General features: G+C 66.6%; 22 protein-coding genes. 10 read left to right on the forward strand and 12 right to left on the reverse strand.

Annotated elements, in window-relative coordinates; translation table 11 throughout:
- Positions 1-6: 6 nt before the first annotated feature.
- A complete protein-coding gene (locus P9A16_RS09090) occupies positions 7-1,881 on the reverse strand; it encodes a methyl-accepting chemotaxis protein (protein WP_023517003.1) in 1,875 nt (624 codons plus the stop codon).
- A gap of 241 nt (positions 1,882-2,122) precedes the next feature.
- On the opposite strand from P9A16_RS09090, the gene P9A16_RS09095 reads away from it, so the two are divergent.
- The 3 genes from P9A16_RS09095 to P9A16_RS09105 all read left to right on the forward strand — a co-directional run bounded on the left by P9A16_RS09095 (position 2,123) and on the right by P9A16_RS09105 (position 3,533).
- Positions 2,123-2,299, forward strand: a complete 177-nt coding sequence (locus tag P9A16_RS09095; protein WP_023517002.1) for a hypothetical protein — start codon at positions 2,123-2,125, stop codon at positions 2,297-2,299.
- Between the two features lie 138 nt (positions 2,300-2,437).
- Complete coding sequence (locus tag P9A16_RS09100) at positions 2,438-2,815, forward strand: MbcA/ParS/Xre antitoxin family protein (protein ID WP_023517001.1); 378 nt, start codon at positions 2,438-2,440, stop codon at positions 2,813-2,815.
- The gene (locus tag P9A16_RS09105) at positions 2,775-3,533 is read left to right on the forward strand and encodes an RES family NAD+ phosphorylase (RefSeq protein WP_023517000.1); all 759 of its coding nucleotides are present in this window, start codon (positions 2,775-2,777) and stop codon (positions 3,531-3,533) included. Before P9A16_RS09100 ends, P9A16_RS09105 begins: the two co-directional genes overlap by 41 nt.
- On the opposite strand, the gene P9A16_RS09110 is transcribed toward P9A16_RS09105, so the two are convergent.
- Positions 3,522-5,048 (reverse strand): ABC-F family ATP-binding cassette domain-containing protein, encoded by a 1,527-nt coding sequence (locus P9A16_RS09110; protein ID WP_024270859.1) that lies wholly within the window; start codon positions 5,046-5,048, stop codon positions 3,522-3,524. The two genes, P9A16_RS09105 and P9A16_RS09110, sit on opposite strands and share 12 nt — an antisense overlap.
- A 464-nt stretch (positions 5,049-5,512) precedes the next feature.
- Entirely contained in the window at positions 5,513-7,078 is a 1,566-nt protein-coding gene (locus P9A16_RS09115; protein WP_037407989.1) for a helicase HerA-like C-terminal domain-containing protein, read from the reverse strand.
- A 247-nt stretch (positions 7,079-7,325) separates the two neighbouring features.
- Between P9A16_RS09115 and P9A16_RS09120 the strand changes: the two genes are divergently transcribed.
- Complete coding sequence (locus P9A16_RS09120; RefSeq protein ID WP_023515240.1) at positions 7,326-7,718, forward strand: hypothetical protein; 393 nt, start codon at positions 7,326-7,328, stop codon at positions 7,716-7,718.
- Positions 7,719-7,760: 42 nt separating this feature from the next.
- Here the strand turns inward: P9A16_RS09120 and P9A16_RS09125 are convergent, their stop codons facing one another.
- The 4 genes from P9A16_RS09125 to P9A16_RS09140 form a co-directional block, all read right to left on the reverse strand.
- A complete protein-coding gene (locus tag P9A16_RS09125) occupies positions 7,761-8,273 on the reverse strand; it encodes a ClbS/DfsB family four-helix bundle protein (protein WP_023515239.1) in 513 nt (170 codons plus the stop codon).
- Positions 8,274-8,361: 88 nt separating this feature from the next.
- Positions 8,362-9,516, reverse strand: coding sequence for an MFS transporter (locus tag P9A16_RS09130; protein ID WP_023515238.1), 1,155 nt, complete (start codon positions 9,514-9,516; stop codon positions 8,362-8,364).
- A 72-nt stretch (positions 9,517-9,588) separates the two neighbouring features.
- Complete coding sequence (locus P9A16_RS09135; protein ID WP_023515237.1) at positions 9,589-10,476, reverse strand: serine hydrolase domain-containing protein; 888 nt, start codon at positions 10,474-10,476, stop codon at positions 9,589-9,591.
- 112 nt (positions 10,477-10,588) lie between these two features.
- Positions 10,589-10,981: a hypothetical protein gene (locus P9A16_RS09140; protein WP_023515236.1), complete on the reverse strand. Its 393-nt coding sequence runs from the start codon at positions 10,979-10,981 to the stop codon at positions 10,589-10,591.
- Between the two features lie 208 nt (positions 10,982-11,189).
- Here P9A16_RS09140 and P9A16_RS09145 point away from each other — a divergent pair, with 208 nt between their 5' ends.
- From P9A16_RS09145 to P9A16_RS09155, 3 genes are all read left to right on the forward strand, one after another.
- Entirely contained in the window at positions 11,190-11,792 is a 603-nt protein-coding gene (locus P9A16_RS09145; protein WP_024270857.1) for a superoxide dismutase, read from the forward strand.
- A gap of 119 nt (positions 11,793-11,911) precedes the next feature.
- Positions 11,912-12,169, forward strand: a complete 258-nt coding sequence (locus P9A16_RS09150; protein ID WP_023514994.1) for a CopG family ribbon-helix-helix protein — start codon at positions 11,912-11,914, stop codon at positions 12,167-12,169.
- On the forward strand, positions 12,166-12,474 hold the full coding sequence (locus tag P9A16_RS09155; protein ID WP_023514993.1) for a type II toxin-antitoxin system RelE/ParE family toxin: 309 nt from the start codon (positions 12,166-12,168) through the stop codon (positions 12,472-12,474). The genes P9A16_RS09150 and P9A16_RS09155 overlap by 4 nt, the downstream gene beginning before the upstream one ends.
- Positions 12,475-12,477: 3 nt before the next feature.
- Here the strand turns inward: P9A16_RS09155 and P9A16_RS09160 are convergent, their stop codons facing one another.
- On the reverse strand, positions 12,478-13,179 hold the full coding sequence (locus tag P9A16_RS09160) for a helix-turn-helix transcriptional regulator (protein ID WP_024270856.1): 702 nt from the start codon (positions 13,177-13,179) through the stop codon (positions 12,478-12,480).
- 121 nt (positions 13,180-13,300) lie between these two features.
- On the opposite strand from P9A16_RS09160, the gene P9A16_RS09165 reads away from it, so the two are divergent.
- The 3 genes from P9A16_RS09165 (at position 13,301) to P9A16_RS09175 (ending at position 15,584) form a co-directional block, all read left to right on the forward strand.
- On the forward strand, positions 13,301-13,936 hold the full coding sequence (locus P9A16_RS09165) for a LysE family translocator (protein WP_023516103.1): 636 nt from the start codon (positions 13,301-13,303) through the stop codon (positions 13,934-13,936).
- 131 nt (positions 13,937-14,067) lie between these two features.
- Positions 14,068-14,514, forward strand: coding sequence for a c-type cytochrome (locus P9A16_RS09170; protein ID WP_023516104.1), 447 nt, complete (start codon positions 14,068-14,070; stop codon positions 14,512-14,514).
- Positions 14,515-14,675: 161 nt separating this feature from the next.
- The gene (locus tag P9A16_RS09175) at positions 14,676-15,584 is read left to right on the forward strand and encodes a cytochrome c (protein ID WP_023516105.1); all 909 of its coding nucleotides are present in this window, start codon (positions 14,676-14,678) and stop codon (positions 15,582-15,584) included.
- A 210-nt stretch (positions 15,585-15,794) separates the two neighbouring features.
- Here P9A16_RS09175 and P9A16_RS09180 read toward each other — a convergent pair whose 3' ends face one another.
- The 4 genes from P9A16_RS09180 to P9A16_RS09195 all read right to left on the reverse strand — a co-directional run bounded on the left by P9A16_RS09180 (position 15,795) and on the right by P9A16_RS09195 (position 19,324).
- Positions 15,795-16,379, reverse strand: a complete 585-nt coding sequence (locus P9A16_RS09180) for a DJ-1/PfpI family protein (protein ID WP_023516106.1) — start codon at positions 16,377-16,379, stop codon at positions 15,795-15,797.
- A 25-nt stretch (positions 16,380-16,404) separates the two neighbouring features.
- A complete protein-coding gene (locus P9A16_RS09185) occupies positions 16,405-16,905 on the reverse strand; it encodes a GNAT family N-acetyltransferase (protein ID WP_023516107.1) in 501 nt (166 codons plus the stop codon).
- 223 nt (positions 16,906-17,128) lie between these two features.
- Positions 17,129-17,578, reverse strand: a complete 450-nt coding sequence (locus P9A16_RS09190; protein ID WP_023516108.1) for a hypothetical protein — start codon at positions 17,576-17,578, stop codon at positions 17,129-17,131.
- A 69-nt stretch (positions 17,579-17,647) separates the two neighbouring features.
- Positions 17,648-19,324: an ABC transporter ATP-binding protein gene (locus P9A16_RS09195; RefSeq protein WP_023516109.1), complete on the reverse strand. Its 1,677-nt coding sequence runs from the start codon at positions 19,322-19,324 to the stop codon at positions 17,648-17,650.
- Positions 19,325-19,353: the final 29 nt, after the last annotated feature.

Genomic DNA, 19,353 nt, shown 5'->3' on the forward strand with positions numbered 1-19,353 from the left:
GGCAGATCAGAACTCTTCCCAGCTCTCCGCCTTCAGGGCCGTGTTGCCGGCAAGGCGGGGCCGGGCCTGCGCGATGCGCTGCGGTACGGCCTGCGCCACGCGGGCCGGCTGCGCGAGCGTGAAGCGGCCGATCAGCTGCCGCAGCTTTTCGGCCTGCGCCACCAGCGTTGCGGAGGCGGCGTTGGTTTCCTCCACCATGGCGGCATTCTGCTGCGTCGTCTGGTCCATCTGGTTGACGGCCGTGTTGATCTCCGAGAGCCCGACGGACTGTTCGCGGGCGGAGACGGCGATCGCCTCCATGTGCTGGTTGATCGTCGCGACATGGCCGCCGATCGCCTGCAGGGCCTCGCCGGTGTCGCTGACCAGCTTCACGCCGTTGCGCACCTCGGTTTCGGAGTTGCGGATGAGCTCCTTGATCTCCCTTGCCGCCTGGGCGGAGCGCTGGGCAAGCTCGCGCACCTCCTGGGCGACGACGGCAAAGCCCTTGCCGGCTTCCCCGGCGCGCGCGGCCTCGACGCCGGCATTCAGCGCCAGAAGGTTGGTCTGGAAGGCGATTTCGTCGATCACGCCGATGATGCTGGAGATCTGGCCCGAAGACTGCTCGATGCGCTGCATGGCGTTGACGGCCCTCGCGACGATCTCGCCGGAGTGGCTGGCCGAGCCGTTGGCTTCCACCGCCACCGTGCGGGCCTCTTCCGCCCGCCGCGTCGAATTGCCGACATTGGCGGTGATCTCGTCGAGCGCGGCGGCGGTTTCCTCGAGCGAGGCGGCCTGCTGCTCGGTGCGCCGGGAGAGCGCGTCGGCACCGTGGCTGATCTCGCGGGTGCCCGTATCCATCTCCTCGACCGACTGCGCGACGGCGCCGAGCGCTTCACCGAGCTGGCCCACGGCGGCATTGAGGTCGCTGCGCAGCTGCTCGAAATCCGGCGCGAAGGCATCGTTCAGCCGGAAGGAGAGGTCGCCGGCGGCAAGGCGGCGCAGGCCGGTGGCAAGACCGGCGGTCGCCTCCTGCAGGCGTTTCTGCGCGGCCGCCTCCGCCTCGTCCTGCAGGCGCACCCGGTCGGCCTCCGCCTGCAGGCGGTTTGCCTCGGCCGCGCGCTCCAGCCGGTGCTTGTCGATCGCCGACTGGCGAAAGATCTCGACCGCGCCGGCAATGCTGCCGATCTCGTCCTTGCGGCCGCGGAAGGGCACCTCGAAATCGGTGACGTCGCGGGCGAGCGTCTGCATGATCGCGGTGATCGTCTTCAGCGGGCGCGAGACGCCGGCGATGATGATCCAGAAGGCGAGGGCGGAGACGGCGAGCGCCACCGCGCCGAAGATCGACAGCAGGACGAGGTTGAAGGTCTTGGTGGCGCTGGCCTTGGCGAATTCCTCCTCGCCGACGCGGATCTGCAGGTCGACCAGGGCCGCGACATAGGTGCCGATCGGGTCGATCGTCGGGTAGAGCCGCGTTTCCACATAGGCATCGAGCGCCGCCTTGTCCCTGGCCTTCAGGATCGCGATGAGGTCCTGGATGCTGCCGGCCTGCTTCTGCATTTCGGCGCTCATCTGGCCGACGAGGCCGCGCTCCTCATTGGTGAGGTAGGAGGCGGCATAGCTGTCCCAGATCGTCTGGATGGTCGCCAGCGCCTCCGTGTTCAGCCGCTGTCCTTCCTCCCAGCCGAGCGCGCCGCTGCGCACCTTGTGGGCGGTGTCGACGATGTTGACGGCATAGAGGTCGCCGACCTTCTTCAGGCTTGCAGCGGGCTGCAGCCGGTCGACGACGATGGTGCTCATCGAGGCCGACATGGCATTGAGAACGAGATAGGTGGAAAGCGTGGCGCCGGCGAGCAGCAGCGTCAGGACGAGCGTCACCGCACTGAGTTTCGTGGAGATCTGCATGGGAAGGCCTTACCGTTCTGAACCGTGGAGATGGTAAACGGTAGAGAAATTTTATTTAGCATATATTAAATTTAGAAATATCTAATTATGGTTGTATTTACCTTTCGGTAATCGCTCAGTCGCTGTGGCGTGGCCGGCCCGCGGGCCCTGTTCCATGCGAAACAGCGGCGGGCGCGGCGATGTGCGACCTTCTGGTCACCGGATGAGAGAGGCTCATCCAAGAGAGATCAGGAGAGACCCCATGCGCAAGATCATCGTTTCCGCCACCGTTGCCCTCGTTGCCGCCGTCTCCTTCGCGGCCCCCTCGCAGGCCGGATATTACAGCTATGGCTACAAGCCGCATTGCTTCATCAAGAAGGTAAAGTCCTACGACTATTACGGCAACGTCATCATCAAGAAGATCAAGGTCTGCAAGTAAGCGTCCCCGGCACAGACCTTTGAGCGAAAGGCCCGGAGCCCCAGCCTCCGGGCCTTTTGTCGTGCGGGGAGGGCGCTCGATCAGCTTGTCATGAGAAAAATAATTGCTATATTGTTTCTCATGAAAGGAAATCGCGCCATGCAACGCAAGCCCATCGCAAAGGCCAATGCCGAAGGCGTCGTGCTCACCAAGGCGGCCGTCAATGCGGCGGAGCGGCTGGGGTTGACGGCGCGCATCCTCTCGGCGGTCATCGGCGTCTCGGAGGCGACGGTCTCCCGGCTGAAGCGGCAGGACGTGCTTCTGGAGCGCGGCACCAAGCCGTTCGAGCTGGCGGTGCTGCTCGTGCGCCTCTTCCGCTCGCTCGATGCCGTCACCGGTGGCGACGAGGCTGTCGCCCGCGCCTGGATGACGGCGGACAACACCGTGCTCGGCGAACGCCCTGTCGATCGCATCGTTTCCATTTCCGGCCTCGTCGATGTCCTCGCCTATCTGGACGCCCGCCGCGCTCTCGTCTGAGGCGCGGCCCTTTGCGGGGCCCGTCTGGCGTTTCGTCGAGGCGCAGCACCGCGTCTCGACGCTGAAACTCGTCGATACGCTGGACGAGCAGGCGCTGCTGGAGGACCTTCTGGAGGAGAGCAAGCCGGTGCTGCCGCCGGAATGCGCCGGTCTCGACTATCTGCTCGCGACCCCGTTCCGCTACGGTGCCGTCTATCCGCACGGCTCGCGTTTCCGCCGCGCCGGGCGCACGCTCGGCGTCTACTATGCCGGGCTTTCCGTCGAGACGGCGCTTTCCGAAATGGCCTTCTACCGGCTGCTGTTCTTCGCCGAGTCGCCCGCAACGCCGCTGCCGGCCAACGCAGCCGACTACACCGCGTTTTCCGCCCTGGTCGAGACCGGCGGGGCGCTCGACCTTACCGCCCCACCGCTCGACCGCGATGCGGCCGTGTGGACGCACCCGACCGACTACGCCGCCTGCCAGTCGCTGGCCGACGGCGCGCGGGCGGCCGGCCTTGCCGCCATCCTCTATCGCTCGGTGCGCGATCCGGCCGGCGGCACCAACATGGCACTTCTCACCGCCTCTGCCTTCGCTGCGCCAAAGCCGGTGGAGCGCCAGACCTGGCGCATCCGGCTTTCGCGGCTTGGCGTGCAGGCGCTGTGCGACCACCCGCCGCGCCGCATCGGCTTCTCCCGCGAGGATTTTCGTGGCGACCCGCGCATCGTTTCAGGCGGATAGGGCCGCCTCGGCGAAGAAGTCCTCGGGTCCGTCCACCTCGATGAGCCGCCGCTTCTCGATCACCCAGAAGCGGTTGGCCACCGACCGCACGAAGGCGCGGTCGTGCGAGACGATGAGGCAGCTCGCCTCGTTTGCCGTCAGCTCCCGCTCCAGCGCCTCCTGGCCCTCGATGTCGAGATGGTTGGTCGGCTCGTCGAGCAGATAGAAGTTCGGGTTGGTCAGCCGCAGCACCAGCATGCCGAGCCGCGCCTTCTGCCCGCCGGAGAGCTGGCCGACCGGCCGCCCCTGCTGTTCGATGGAGAGCCCGGCGCCGGCCAGAAGGCTGCGCGCCCGCTGGTCGCCGATGTCGAAGCGATGGATGATCGTGCCGTGCGGCGTCTCGGCGTCCGAAAGGTCCGAAAGCGCCTGGTCGCCATAACCGAGCACCAGCGAGGGCGTCGCCTTGATACCCTGCTGACCGGCGCCCGCTGCCGCGATCGCCGCGCGCAGCCGCTGGACGAGCCGCGTCTTGCCGGCCCCGTTGAGACCGAGCAGCACGATGCGGTCGCCCTGGCAGATGAACTTCTGGTCCGTGCGGAAGAGGAGGGTGCCATCCGGCGTCTCCACGGCGGCGTCCTCCAGCGTCACCAGCACCTTGGCATGGGTGCCGCGGTTGGCGAGGCGGATGGCGCCGGCCGGGCGCTCCTGGTGGGCGGGGCGCGCGGCATCCTCGATCCGCTCGGCCCGTTCCTTCAGCTGTTTGGTCTTGACCACCAGGAGGTCACTGCCGGAGTTGATGCCGATATTGTTGAGCTTGGCGGCCTGCTGGCGCAGCTGCTGGGCAACCTTCATGTCCTTCTCGAAGCGCCGCTCCTCGGCCGCGTCCGCCTCGTCGAGCGCCGCCCGGGCGCGCGAATAGGGCAACGTGAAGAGTTGCGAGCGCTCGGGCCTCAGGAACAGCGTGCGGTTGGTCACGGCGTCGAGGAAGGCGCGGTCGTGGCTGGAGATGACGACCGGCATGTCGCGCGGCAGGCTGGCGAGCCACCCCTCCAGCCGGGCGATCTTCGAGAGGTCGAGATGGTTGGTCGGCTCGTCGAGGAGCAGCACGTCCGGCTCGCCGACGCGCACGCGGGCGATCAGCGCGATGCGCTGCCAGCCGCCACTGAGCTGGCGGAGCGGCCGCTCGCGCAGCGTCTCGGGCACCTCCAGCTCCTCCAGCGTGACATCGGCCCGCCAGCTTTCGCTCTCCTGCTGTTCGGCAGAAAGCGCGCCAAGCACGGCCTCGCGGAAGGTCAGCGCGTCGAGGCCGGTCGGAAGGTTCTGCTCCATATGCCCGACGGTGAGGCCGCGCGCGCGGGTGATCTCGCCTGTCGTCGGTTCGAATGCGCCGGTGATGCATTTGAGCAGGGTGGATTTTCCCCGCCCGTTGGCCGCCACGAGGCCGATCCGGTCGCCGGCGGCGACGGCGAGGTTGAGATTGGCGAAAAGCGGGGTGGAGACGGTGACGCCGAGGGCGCGGATATTGATGAGCGACATGGAACGATCTCTGGTCTTCGGAGCCCCGCGGCGCGGCATCGGCCGTCGATCACGCGAAAAGGCTCAGGGGACACGGATGCGGAGTGAGCGCATCCGCCGGGTAAGGCGGACCAGAAGAAGAGTGTGTTCGTTCCGATCAGCCCTGCAAACGCATCTGCAGGGCAAGATCAGGGCCGTGCGTACGGTGTGGCAGAAATTCGTATTTCACGCGCAGCCCTCTTTTACGTGTTGCGAACGGGGAAGGGATAGCATTGGCTTGCGGGGTTTGGCAAGCGCGGGGAGGCGCCCCTCATCCGGCTGCCGCCACCTTCTCCCCGCAAGCGGGGCGAAGGGATTTGTGGCAAGGTCCCGTCCTATTTCCGCCGGCCTCTCTTGCGGGAAACCGGATCGGCATCCCCTTCTCCCCGCCTGCGGGGAGAAGGTGGCGGCAGCCGGATGAGGGGCCGCGCCGTTCGGAGGGCGGCTTACCGCCGCAGGCTGCCGAGGATGCCGCGCACCAGCGCCCGGCCGAGCGAGGAGGCGACGGTGCGCGCCACGGACTTCATCGCCGCTTCCGCCACCGTCTCGCGCTGGTAGCCGGAGCGGGCCTTCGGCTGCTTGGGGGCGGGCTGGGCGGCGGGCTCGTCGTCGCCGAAACCGGGCAGGGTCCAGCGGCTGCCGCCGGAGGACGGGGTGTCTGCCTGCTGCTCTTCCGCCTGCTCCTGCGCGGCGGCGGCTTCGGCGGCCTTCTTGGCGCGGGCGGTGAGGATCTCGTAGGCGGATTCGCGGTCGAAATCCTCGTCATAGAGGCCCGCGACGGGGCTGACGCCCATGATCTCCTTGCGCTCGGCCTCGGTAACCGGGCCGAGGCGCGAGGCCGGCGGGCGGATCAGCGTGCGCTCCACCATGGAAGGCGCACCCTTGCCTTCGAGCGTCGAGACGAGCGCCTCGCCGGTGCCGAGATTGGTGATGACCTCGGCGCAATTGAAATCCGGGTTGGGGCGGAAGGTGTCGGCCGCGGTCTTCACCGCCTTCTGCTCGCGCGGCGTATAGGCGCGCAGCGCATGCTGCACGCGGTTGCCGAGCTGGGCGAGCACGGTTTCCGGCACGTCGAGCGGGTTCTGCGTGACGAAGTAGACGCCGACGCCCTTGGAGCGGATGAGGCGCACGACCTGTTCGACGCGCTCGGTGAGCACCTTCGGCGCGTCGTTGAACAGAAGATGCGCCTCGTCGAAGAAGAAGACGAGCTTCGGCTTGTCGGGATCGCCCACTTCCGGCAGCACCTCGAACAGTTCCGAGAGCATCCAGAGCAGGAACGTGCCGTAGAGGCGCGGGTTCATCATCAGCTTGTCGGCCGCCAGGACCGAGATCGCGCCGCGTCCGTCATTGGTGGTGCGCATGATGTCGGAGATCTTCAGCGCCGGCTCGCCGAAGAATTGCTCGGCGCCCTGCTGTTCGAGGATCAGCAATTCGCGCTGGATCGAGCCGACGGAGGCCTTGGAGATGAAACCGAACTGGCTGGAGAGCGTCGAGGCGTTCTCGCCCATATAGTTGAGCAGCGCCTGGAAATCCTTCAGGTCGAGCAGCGGCAGGCCGCCCTGGTCTGCGATCTTGAAGGCGATGTTGATGACGCCTTCCTGCGCGTCCGTCGCGTTCATCAGGCGCGAGAGCAGCAGCGGGCCCATCTCGGAAATGGTGGTGCGGACGCGGTGGCCCTTCTCACCGTAGAGGTCCCAGAAGATCACCGGGAACTGCTGGAATTCGTAGGGCGAAAGGCCGATCTGGTCGGCGCGCTTCTGCAAAAAGTCCTTGGCCTCGCCGATGGCGCCGATGCCCGAGAGGTCGCCCTTCACGTCGGCGCAGAACACCGGCACGCCCGCATTGGAAAAGCCTTCGGCGAGGATCTGCAGCGTCACCGTCTTGCCGGTGCCCGTCGCGCCCGTCACGAGGCCGTGGCGGTTGCCGAACTTCAGCTCCAGATATTCCGGCTTGTTGTTCGTATCGTCAGGCTTGCGGCTGGTGCCGATATAGAGTTTTCCGTCCTGAAGAATGGATTCCGTCACGTTGAAACTCCTTCGAAAGCCGTTCTGACCCGATCGCTGCCCACGGGCGGATCGCCGCGCCGGGCAGGTTTTCATTGAATCGTCTCAGGCAGGTTATAAGGATAGTCCCGCACGGGAACAACACGCTTTCAAAGGGCGCCCGCCCGGTCGTGGACGCCCCGTGCAGCCGGCTTGAGTTTGCCGGGGAATTCATTTACCTTGACGTCAACGTCAATTCCCTTTCGGAGGATTTTCCATGAACGAACTCGTCACCCGCGTTGCCGATGCCGTCGGTATCGATGCCGCCCTGGCGGAAAAGGCCATCGGCATGATGCTCGGCTTCCTGCAGCGCGAGGCCGCCGACGGCCCGGTCGCCCGCATGATCGAGGCCATTCCGGGCGCCTCCGAGCTGGTCGCCCAGTATAACGGCGAAGGCACGGGCGGCGGCGGTCTGCTTGGCGGCCTGATGAGCGCCATCGGCGGCGGCGGCGTCATGGGGCTCGGTCAGCAGCTCATGAGCGAAGGCCTCGGCATGGGCGAGATCACCGGCCTTGCCAAGGAAACCATGGCGGTCGCCCGCGAGCATGCCGGCGCCGACGTTGTCGACGAGGTCGTCGCCTCCGTACCGGGCCTCAGCCAGTTCGTCTGATCCGGCCTTCGCCATCCCGCACCGGCGGGATGGCCTCCCGCCTCAGCCGGGTGGCGGGGATTTCAGCCAGTTGCGCAGACGGCCGCGCGCATTGGCATAGGGGGATGCGGTGTTGAGCTGGATCATCCTGCCCATAGGCCATTTTTCGTACCAGGAGCGTCCGTAGAGCGCCGCGTCGTTCTTCCGCTCCACCGCGGCGAGAATTGCCTGCTTGGCGGTTTGCAGCCGGTCCAGCAGGTGCGGATAGGGCAGGCCCTCGTAGTCGCGGTAGAATTTTCCGGCGAGCCTGCCAAGCTCGTTCCATTTGAAGCCGGTTTCCGGAAAGTCGATGGGCGCACCGGCGTCGTCCCGCGCCAGCCATTTTAGCACCAGCTCGTTCCAGCCCGTCAGATAGGCGACGAGGTCGAAGGGGCTCATCTGCGTGCCCTTGGCATGGCCCTCCATCGTGCGCTCGTGCACACGCGTCTCCGGAACCTCCGCCAGCGTTTTCAGAAGCTTGCCGAATTCGGTGTCGATGGCCGCGATCAGCGCGGCCCTGTCCTGCGGAACGGCCATGATACCCCTGAAATCTGTCGTTCAGGAGCCTACAGCGGTTTTTCGCCGGCGACATGCGTCAAATCGCGGCGGCCGGATCGGGAGGGGCTCAGCGCCGGCGTGCCAGCATCAGGGCGGCGGTGAAGAGCGTCAGCCCGATACCGACGGAGAGTGGCCCGGCCTTCGGCCCGCCGGCCTCCATGATTGCGCCGGTCAGTGCCGAGCCTGCCCCGCTGCCCGCCGCATAGGCGAGGGCGAAGGCGGCGGCGCCGGCCACCAGCATGGCGCTGCTGTAGCGTTCGCCCAGCATGGTGAGCGCGCAGGTGTAGAGCGAGAAGGTGGCCGTGCCCATCAGCGCGAAGACCGAGAGGATGGCGATTTCCGACTGCATCGACGGCAGGATGAGATAGCTCGCCGCCGCGGTGCTGACGGCCGCCATGGCGACGCGTTCGCGCGGCAGCTTGTCGAGCAGCAGGCCGATGAAGGGCTGGGCGATCGCCGTCGGCAGCGCCAGCACCGTCACGCTGATCGCCGCAAAGGCCTCCGTATGCCCCATCTTCACGAAATAGACCGGCATGGCCGAGATGGCGGCGATGTCGGCGAAGCCGAAGACGAAGACCATGCCGACGAGCAGCGGTGCCGCCCTGAAGAAGCGGAAGACGTCGCCCGTCGAGGAAGGCTCCGGCACGGTCCTGGTCGAGAACATCAGCATGGCGGTCGCAAAAGCGACGATGGCGAGATAGACGGCGGTCAGCGCGAAGCCGAGCCCGCCCTCGCTGCCGAGCAGCGGAATGGCGAGCGGGCCGGCGGCAAAACCGGCGCACATGCCGGCACCGTAGATGCCGGAGACCCGGCCGCGCAGCCGGTCCGGGCAGGCGGCGCTGAGCCAGGCTTCGCCGAGCATGAAGATGAGGCTGGCGAAGAAGCCGAGCAGGAAGCGGGCGACGAACCAGACCACAAACGAGGAGGAGGCCGCGAAGGTGGCAAGGCAGAGCGAGCAGCCGACGAGGCTGGCGATGATCAGCCGGTCGGCCCGCCAGCGCGCCGTCAGGCTGCCGAGGAGCAGCGTCGAGGCGGCAAGGCCGGTGGCGAAGGCGAGCGCGTTGACGCCGATCAGCGCCGGCGAGAAACCGCGCGCCTCCAGCGTCAGCGAGATCAGCGGATAGGTGAGCCCCTGCGCCACGGAAAAGGCGGTGACGCCGAGAATGACGGCGGCAATGGCCGGCCAGTCCGGCGAGAAGACGGTTGACGACGAGGACTGCATGAAGGGCTCCCGGCGCCGCACCGGCGCGCGCTTCTCCATACCGGATCGGGCCCCTGTTTGGGAAGGGGCGGGTCAGACGATGGTGCGCAGCAGGGCGCGGAGGATCTGTCCCATCCGTGCATGGCTGATGCCGTTGTCGACATCCGCCGCCCGGTGCACCACGACGAGGTCGAGCGCCGCAATGACGATGATATATTGCCCGCCGGCGCCACTGGCATAGACGATGGGCCAGTCCGTCGCGAGGTCGTCGCCCGGCGCGTTCGCTTCCGCCGACCACCAGAGATAGCCATAGCCGCGCCCGCCGCCGAGATCGGTCAGCGGCCGCGTGCTCTCCGCCACCCACGCCTCCGGCACGACCTGCCGGCCTTCCCAGCGGCCGCCTTCGAGGACCAGCCTACCGATGCGCGCCAGATCCCGGCCGGAAAGACGCATCTTGTAGACGGGGTGACGCGATTGCGGGCCGAAGACATCGGAAACATCCTCGGCCGCAAAATCCTGCATCTGAAGCGGTTCGGCGACCTGCTCCCGGAAGGCGGCTGCGAGCGTGCGTCCGGTCTCCTGCCGGTAGATCGTGCCGAGGGCGTTGAAATCCCAGTTGTTGTAGTACCAGAAGGTCCCCGGCGCGTGGCTGCCGCGCACCGGGCGGCCCGGCTCCATGCCGTAGACACAGGGATGGTAGACGCCGGAGCGCGATTTCATGAGGTCGGCGACGGTCGCCTGCTTCTCCTGCGCCGTCAGCGGCGAGAGATCGTCGATGCCGAGCGCGTCGAGCGTGGCGTGGATGTCGATTTCACCGGCCGCAACGGCGATGCCGTAGAGGATGCCGATCAGGGACTTGCGCACCGAGGCGACGCTTGAGCGATGGGCATGGAAGCCGCGGGCAAAAACCACCTCGCGGCCCCTGATGGCGAGCAGCGCCGTCGAGCCGCCGGAAGAAAGCAGGGCGTTGAGATCGTCCAACAGCGCCTCCCGGCGGATGGGGAATCAGTGGCCAAGTCTTGCACGACGGCGCTTCCGGCGGGAGGTGCGGATAGAAACACTGCTGCCGCAGCGGGGCGGCGGTCGCGCGGCGCTATTCCTGGCCGGCCTCGTCCACCGTCTTGTTGTCGCCCGTCTTGGCCTTTTCTGCCGCTGCCGCCTCGCGCTCGCTTTCGCGCACCACATGCAGAAACTCGGCCGCGATGGGCGGGGAGACCTCCACCGTCTTCTTTTCCTTGTCGTAGATGCAGAGATAGGTGATCTGGCTCTTCGATTCCGGCGAAAGCCCCTCGATTGCCGCAAGTCCGAAGGATTGCGTGCCTGTCGGCTCGACGAAGACGTTCGGCGTGCCGAGCGCTTCCGGCAGGCTCGCCATGCAGCTCTTCTCCACGTCGGCGCGGAATTCCTCCCAGGCATCGGGCGAGGAGGCATGGGCGAGCGGGGCGGCGAGGAGAAGCGGAAGGGCGGAAAGCAGGCGAAGATGCATGGGCAGGCTCCGTGTCAGGGGTGTCGGACAAAATGTCCGGAATCGCTTCCGGTTCCATTCGTCATTGATCTGACACGGGAAACGGGAAGGATTTTGTCGCATGTCAGGAAAAATTGGAACCCGGGCGGTTGCCACTTCCGGTCGCCGCTCCTATGTTCCGCTCACGGATTTCATTGAAAAAATTCCGTCGCCAAGAGGAGACACCACGATGGCTTTCGAACTTCCGCCGCTTCCCTACGATTACGACGCGCTCGCGCCCTTCATGTCGCGCGAAACGCTCGAATATCACCATGACAAGCACCACAAGGCCTATGTCGACAACGGCAACAAGCTGGCCGAGGAAGCGGGCCTTCAGGACCTCTCGCTGGAAGAGATCGTCAAGAAGTCCTACGGCACCAACCAGGGCCTCTTCAACAATGCCGGCCAGCACTACAACCACGTCCATTTCTGGAAGTGGATGAAGAAGGGCGGCGGCGGCAAGAGCCTGCCGGGCGCCCTGCAGAAGGCGATCGACAGCGACCTCGGCGGCTATGACAAGTTCAAGGCCGATTTCGTCGCCGCCGGCACCACGCAGTTCGGCTCCGGCTGGGCCTGGCTCTCCGTCAAGGACGGCAAGCTCGCCATCTCCAAGACCCCGAACGGCGAAAACCCGCTCGTGCACGGCGCCAACCCGATCCTCGGCGTCGACGTCTGGGAGCATTCCTATTACATCGACTACCGCAACGCCCGCCCGAAGTACCTCGAGGCCTTCGTCGACAGCCTGATCAACTGGGACTACGTCCTGGAGCGCTACGAAGCCGCTACGAAGTAAGGCGTTCTTCGCTTTCGAATTCAGGAAACCCCGGCCGGAAACGGCCGGGGTTTTTCCTTGCCTTGGAGGTGTCCTGCCATTTGTGTTAGAATGTAAATAAGCGAACGCAGGTAACGAATATGCCTAGCACGACGATGACGATCCGCGTCAGTGCGGACCTCAAGGAAAAACTCGACCGGTTGGCCGCCGAGACTCGGCGCAGCCGCTCCTTTCTCGCGGAGGAGGCGGTCTCCACCTATGTCGCCCGGGAGCTTGCGATCGTCGAGGGCGTCAACCAGGGCCTGGAAGACGTTCGCCAGGGACGCACGGTTTCCCATGAGGAGGCCCTGTCCGAACTCGCGTCTATCATAGACGCGGCTGAGCGCGATTGCCCGTGAGGCGGCCCGTCCGCTGGTCGCTTTCCGCTCTCGAAGATCTCAAACGGCAGATAAGTCATATCGCGCGCGACGATCCCGCAGCCGCCCGTTCGGTCGCCGGCCGCATCGATGCTGCCGCGCTCCTGCTCGGCGAGCGGCCGATCGGTCGACCGGGGCGTGTCGGCGGAACCTATGAGAAATCCGTGCGCGGATTGCCCTACATCATCGCCTACAGCCTCGATATGAAAGATGGTCAGGAAACCCTTTTCATCCTTCGCGTCATTCACACCGCACGCAACTGGCGGGCGAAGGAATGGCCGGAATAGCGTTCACCCCGCCTCCTGCCGCCGGCTCTCCACCCAGCCGGCAATCCACAGCTGCCGCAGCCTGTCGCCCTCGCCGCGAAAATGCAGGCCAGTCGCTTCACAGGCCTCCACCCGGTCGGCGCGGAAGTTGCGGATGGCTTCGCGCAGCTCGCACCAGGCGACGATGTTGGCGGTCTCGGAATAGTAGATGAGGGCGATGGGGCGGACGGTGCGTTCGCTGGCGCGGCCATATTCGTCGCGGTAGTCGATGCGCAGCGTCTCCTCGTCGCGGATCGCCCGGCGCACCGCGGCAAGGTCGATGCCCTCGGGCTGGCGCGGCGTGGTGCCCCAGGCGTGCAGGGCGCGGGCCGAGAACGTCTGGCGCAGCGGCGGCGGCACCGCGCCGGCGATCTTGTCGCCCACCCGCCGGGCGGCCGCCTTCAGCTCCGCATCGCCGGTGCGCTCCAGAAGCGCCAGCGCCAGCACCACGGCCTCGGTCTCCTCGATGGAGAACATCAGCGGCGGCAGGTCGAAGCCGGGGCGCAGGATATAGCCGATGCCCCGCTCGCCTTCCACCGGCACGCGCATCGCCTGCAGGGCGGCGATGTCGCGGTAGATCGAGCGCACCGTCACCTCCAGCCGCGCGGCGATCTCGGCCGCCGTCACCGGATGGCGGGCAAGGCGCAGGATCTGGATGATCTCGAAGAGCCGGGAGGCCTTGCGCATGGTTGTTCCCTTCACAACTGACACATCCCTGTCAGTTGGCCTTCGCTATAGCACGCTTCAAGCGCTTGAAACACAAGGGAGCAATGGGCTTCCGGGCGTGCACCGGCAATGGACAACTGACATGACCTACAGCGAAAACCTCTGGCTCTTCTTCCTGCTCGTCTCCGGCATCATCATCGTGCCCGGCATGGACATGGTCTTCGTGCTGGCGAGCTCCCTTTCCGGCGGGCGCAAGGCGGGGCTCTCGGCGACCTTCGGCATCATGGCGGGCGGCCTCGTGCATACGCTCTATGCGGCGCTCGGCGTCGGCATGCTCCTGCATTTCGCGCCGGGCCTGTTCAACGGCCTGCTGCTTCTCGGCGCCGCCTATGTCGCCTTCATCGGCTGGCAGCTCTTCCGCTCCTCGATCGTGGTGGACGCTGTCGGCAGTCTCGACCGGCGCGGCCTTGCGACCCGCTTTCGCCAGGGCGCGCTGACGAGCCTGATGAACCCGAAGGCCTATCTCTTCATGCTCGCGGTCTTCCCGCAGTTCCTGCGCCCGGAGTTCGGCCCGCTGTGGCGTCAGGCGCTGGTCATGCTGCTGATGATCTGGGCCACGCAGCTTGCCGTCTATGGCGGCCTCGCGCTCGCCGCCGCCCGCAGCCGCGATGCCCTGACCGGCAATCCTGCCGCCACCCGCCTCGTCGGCCGCGCCGCGGGCGTGCTGCTCGTGGCGATCGCGGTGGCTACGGTGTGGCGGGGCTGGGGGACGGTGTGAGTGTGTGAACACCCATCATTTTGGTTTTCAAAAATATTTTACTTTCCTCGACTTCCTAAAATGCAAAGATGCCCACGCATCGTAAACCGGCGGCGCGGAGGAAACCGCCCGCCAGCAACCGGGAGAACCCGATGAAGTTCAGGACTTTGGCAGCCGCGGCCGCGCTTGCGGTCATCGGCGCGGGGGCCGTCGTGGCGGCGGATGAGCCGCAGGTCGTCCGTCAGGAGATGATGAAGAAGGTCGGCGGGGCCATGGGCGCGCTTGCCGGCATCGGCAAGGGCGAGAAGCCCTACGATGCGGAGGTCGTCAAGGCGTCGCTGACCACCATGAGCGAAGTGGCCAAGGCCTTCCCGGACCAGTTCCCGGCCGGTTCCGAGGCGGGCAACGAAACCGAAGCGAGCCCCAAGATCTTCGAAGCGATGGACGACTTCAAGGCGAAGTCCGCCAAGCTTGCCGCCGATGCCGATGCGATCCTTGCTGCCGGCATACCGGCGGACCAGGCGGCCGTCGGTGCCGCGCTCGGCACGATCGGCCCCAACTGTGCGGGCTGTCATGAGGTCTACCGCATCAAGAAGTGATTGCGGTAGGCCATTCCACCTGAAGCGAACAGCGACCACCCCGGCAGAGTGCCGGGGCGGGCGTTGCTGAACATTCCCCGCGGCGAGATCCAATCGGCACCGGGTTGTGTGAAAACGGGCGTTCCGGATGCTGCGGTGACTGGGGACGATAGGGGATTTTCATGGCACTCAAGAAATTTCTCGGCGGGATCGTCGTGCTCGGTGCGATCGGCGCCGGCGCCTTCCTGTTTCTCACCGCGCCGGAGCGGCTGCCGGCGGAGGCCTGGGCCGCGGCGGGCGCGCCGGATCTTGCGAATGGTGAGCGCATCTTCCATGCGGGCGGCTGTGCGAGCTGTCACGCCGCGCCGGGCGCGGCGGATGACCAGAAGCTGGTCCTGGCGGGCGGCCTTGCGCTGAAGAGCCCGTTCGGCACCTTCCACGCGCCGAACATTTCACCCGACGAGACGGCCGGCATCGGTGCCTGGACGCTGGCGGAGTTCGGCGACGCCATGAAGCGCGGCACCGGCCGCGACGGCGAGCATCTCTACCCGTCCTTCCCCTATGCCTCCTATGCGCGCATGACCGTCAAGGACATCGCCGATCTCTACGGCTACCTGAAGACCCTGCCGAAGAGCGGCAATGTCGCGCCCGGCCACGACCTGCCGTTCCCCTTCAACATACGCCTTGCGCTCGGCGGCTGGAAATTCCTCTATCTCAACGAGGCGCCGCGGGTGGCGCTGGCGAATGCCGACGAGACCGTCAGGCGCGGCCAGTACCTCGTGGAAGGGCCGGGCCATTGCGGCGAATGCCATACGCCGCGCGATGTCATCGGCGGGCTTGAGACGGGCCTGTGGCTGGCCGGCGGGCCGAACCCGGAAGGCGAGGGGCGGGTGCCCAACATCACGCCGGCCGAGGGCGGCTTCGGCAGCTGGAGCGCGGGCGACATCGTCAGCTATCTCGAAACGGGATTCACCCCGGAATTCGACAGCGTCGGCGGCGCCATGGTGTCGGTGCAGAAGAACATGGCGCTGCTGCCCAAGGAAGACCGCGAGGCGATCGCGGCCTATCTGAAGGCGATTCCGGCGCATTGAGGCGGGGCGGTCTCCGGCTCGGCAGCGTCAGCCCATCTCACTCCACCCCATTTCACTGTGGTCATCCTCGGCCTTGAGCCGAGGATTCAGGGCTCGCCCGGCGCGTGGATGCTTGGCTCGCGGCCGAGCATAACCGAGGAGAGGGGGCAGTGACGCCTCCGCGCCCAAAGCGGAGGGTAACCGGCACGGCAAAGGAGGGCGATCATGCCATCACACCGGCGCCTTGCGATGCTCGTCACCATACATTGCCAGATAGTCGAACAGCTCGGTGGAGCCGAGGCCGATGGCGTCGAGAATTTCGCGCGCGAAGGAGACCGGGGCCGCGCCCGAGGCGGTGATGACGGCGCGGTCGCGGACGGCCTGCGGCTGGTCGCGGTAGAGCGCCGCGCCGCGATAGGCCGGCACGACGTCCGGCAGCTGGCCGCGATAGTTGCCGGTGTGCGCCCGGTCGTCGAGCAGGCCGAGGCGGCCAAGCGCCAGGGTCGCATCGCAGATGCCGGCGACCGGTTTTCCGGCCGAAACGAAGCGCGCGACCGGAGCCGAAAGGTCGGGCGCCTCGCCGGATTGCCAGATCGTGCCGCCGCACAGCACGAGCACGTCGAAATCGGCGGGCGCGGCATCCTCCGCCCTGCCGGCGGATTTTATGGAGACGCCGCCGAGGGAGGTCACGTCCGCGCCGCCGGGCGTCAGGATGACGGTCTCGGCGCCGCAGTCGCCGCGCGCCGTCGCCATCAGCAGCCCGCATTCCCAGTCGGCATATCCCTCGGTCAGCACGATCGCCAGTCTCTTCGCCATGTCGGTGTCCTCCTCTTCGAATCGATCAGCCCAGGGACTGAACGTAACGCATACCGGTCACCGGGCCGGCGCGGAAATTCATCTGCTCGTAGAAGCGGTGCGCACCGAAATTGCCGGTCGCCGCGCTCACCGAAAGGTAGCCGCAGCCGGCGATGCGGGCGTGTTCGCGGGCGCGCGAGACGAGGTGGCGGCCGATGCCGTGGCCGCGATGGTCCTTGCGCACGAAGATCTGGTGCAGCTCCATGCCGCGCTGGCCTTCGAGCGCGCGGTACATCGGCACGAGCAGGGCGTACCCGATCAGGCGGCCGCCGGCTTCGGCGACGAGCGCGGTGATCCAGGGATGGGCGCCGAAGAGATCGCGGTCGAGGTCGACGGCCGAGACCTTCGCCGTGTCGCCGTGGCATTCGGCATGCAGGGCGATCATGTCGAGAATCTGCTGCAGGTCGCCCGGGCGCGCGGCGCGGATGGTCAGCATCGGCGGGCGATCGAGGGCGGCGGGGTCGAGTTTGATGACGGTATTCTGCATTTCGGGCTCCTAGGGTTTTGTGCCATCAGGTGCCCAGAAACAACAAAGCCGCCTGATGGCGGCTTGTTGACATGATCGAACAGCCGCTCCTTATCGGAACAGCCAAAAATACGTCGCGGCGATGTGCGTGCTCTTGATCATGGACGCGATATTCTCGAAATCGCGCCGTTTGTCAATCGGGTTTCGTCGCCGCCTGCAAAAAGCGGGATGAAAGCGGAGGCGGTCAGACCCCCGCTTCCTCCGTGCCGGCGACGGATTGCCCTTCCGCCGTGCCTGCCTGCTGGGTATCGTCGATGCCGAGCTGCTGCTTGATGGCGCGGCGGATGTCTTCCTCGATCGCCGATCGCTCTTCCTCGGGAAGCTGCGCCAGGCTCTCCTCGGTCAGGCCGAGGGCCTCCAGCATTTCCTTGCGCAGCCGCTCGGCCGGCGTCATCTTGGAAAGCTCCAGGAACTCGGACATCAGGCTGGCGCTCTCGTCCTCGGCCTTGTCGAGCTTGGCCTGGGTCAGCCACAGCGCGTTGGCAAGACCGGAGGGGATCGGGGCCGTGGGGCTGACGGTCGGGACGTTGCGCCCCGAGCCGCCGCCGCCCGTGCCGTCGTAAAGGCTTTCCCCGCTCGTCGCGCGCGGCTTGCCGTAGGTGTAGGCGGAAAGCATGCTGCCGTCGATCTTCATGGAAGGGCTCCCGGAACCTTGATTGCGGGAACCATTACAGGTTGCAGCTTTTGCGAGCCTTGCCGCCCTTTACACGTCGCTCTCGATGCGGCCCGAACCGAGCCGCACGACATGGTCCTGCGGGGCGATGACGCTCTTGCGATGGGTGACGGCAAGGATGGTCACGTCGCCCGCAAGCCCGCGGATATGCTGCATGATGCCCGCTTCCGTCGCCTCGTCCAGTGCCGAGCTCGCCTCGTCGAGGAAGAGGAACTGCGGGTCGGCATAGAGCGCGCGGGCGATGGCGATGCGCTGCCGTTCTCCGCCGGAAAGCTTCATGCCGCGCTCGCCGACCATGGTCTCGAATCCCTCCGGCAGGCCTTCGATGAAGGCTAGGATCGCCGCCTTTTCCGCCGCGCGCCGCAGCCGCTGCGGGTCGAGGACGCGGCCGAGCACGATGTTGACGGCGAGCGTGTCGTTGAGCAGCACCGCCTCCTGCGGCACGATGCCGACGGCGGCATACCAGTCGCGCTGGGAAACGCCATCGAGGTCGATGCCGTCGACGGTGATGCGGCCCGCCTGCGGGCGGATGGATTTCAGCGCGAGGCGCAGCAGGGTCGATTTGCCGGAGCCGGTTTCGCCGACGAGATAGGTGATGCGCCCGCGCGTCGCGGCAAAGCCGATCCTCTCGACGCCGCGGCCGTTCTCGTGGGCATAGGAGACATTTTCGAAGGCGAGGCGCCCGTCGTCGGGCGAAAAACCGCCCGACGTGCCCGTATCCGGCTCTTCGGGCGCGGCCCAGATGCGGGCGAGCGGCAGCAGCGAGGCGCGGGCGCGCACCACGTCGTCGAGCGCATGGCCGATCATCTCGAAGGGCTGGTTGAGCTGCAGCAGCAGCGTGTTGAACAGCACGATGTCGCCGACGCTGAGATCGCCCGCCCGGTAGCGCGGCAGGAGGAGCAGGAAGGTGATGACGAACTGCAAAGCGAGCCCGGCGCCCATCAGCGACGAATAGCCGATGCGTCGGCGGCAGAAGGCCGCCCAGTTGTCGCGCTCCTCTCCGGCCTTTCCGGCAAAACGCGCCTGCATCCAGCCATGGCTGCCGAAATGGCGCAGCGTCTCCATGGCCGTCATGGCATTGCCGATGAACTTGGCGTTCTCCCGCCCGGCTTCGATCGCCGCGTCGAGATATTGCCGTGTGCGATGGTTGGCGATGGCCGTCAGCGTGATGAAGACGCCGCCATAGGCGACGACGATCAAGACGACCTCGAGATTGATCGTCGCCCCGAGCATGACGAGCGCCAGCGTGATCTGGGTGATGCCGGGAATGAAGACGATGAGCGCGAGCTGCACCAGCGTCATCATCGCGCCCTGGCCGCGCTGGCCGGCGCTTTCGATCTCGGCCGGGTTGTGCTCGGTGAAGAAGGCGGCCTGTTTCTTCAGCAGCCGCTCGAACAGGCTGGTGCTGGCGATGAAGCTGAGGTTCTCCGCGCTCATGTAGGAGAGATACTGCACCATGTGCTGGAGGGCTGCCGCGATGCCGATGAGCAACGCATAGACGACAAGACCGGCCGCCAGCATCTCCGCCATCCGGTCGGCGGCCATGGCGTCGATGAGGCGCGAGAAGAGGTAGGGCGCGGCGATGGAGGCGATCGCCGAAAGGAAGACGATGATCGCGACGAGCGCCAGCAGGCCACGCGAGGAGCGCCAGTAGTTGGCAAGGATGATCTTCACCGGCGCGGCAATGAGCCGCCAGTCGTCTTGCATGGCGAATCTCCGGGAGGAGAGGAGGAGGC

Source organism: Shinella sp. 838 (assembly GCF_029623935.1).
In the GTDB taxonomy this organism is placed as follows: domain Bacteria; phylum Pseudomonadota; class Alphaproteobacteria; order Rhizobiales; family Rhizobiaceae; genus Shinella.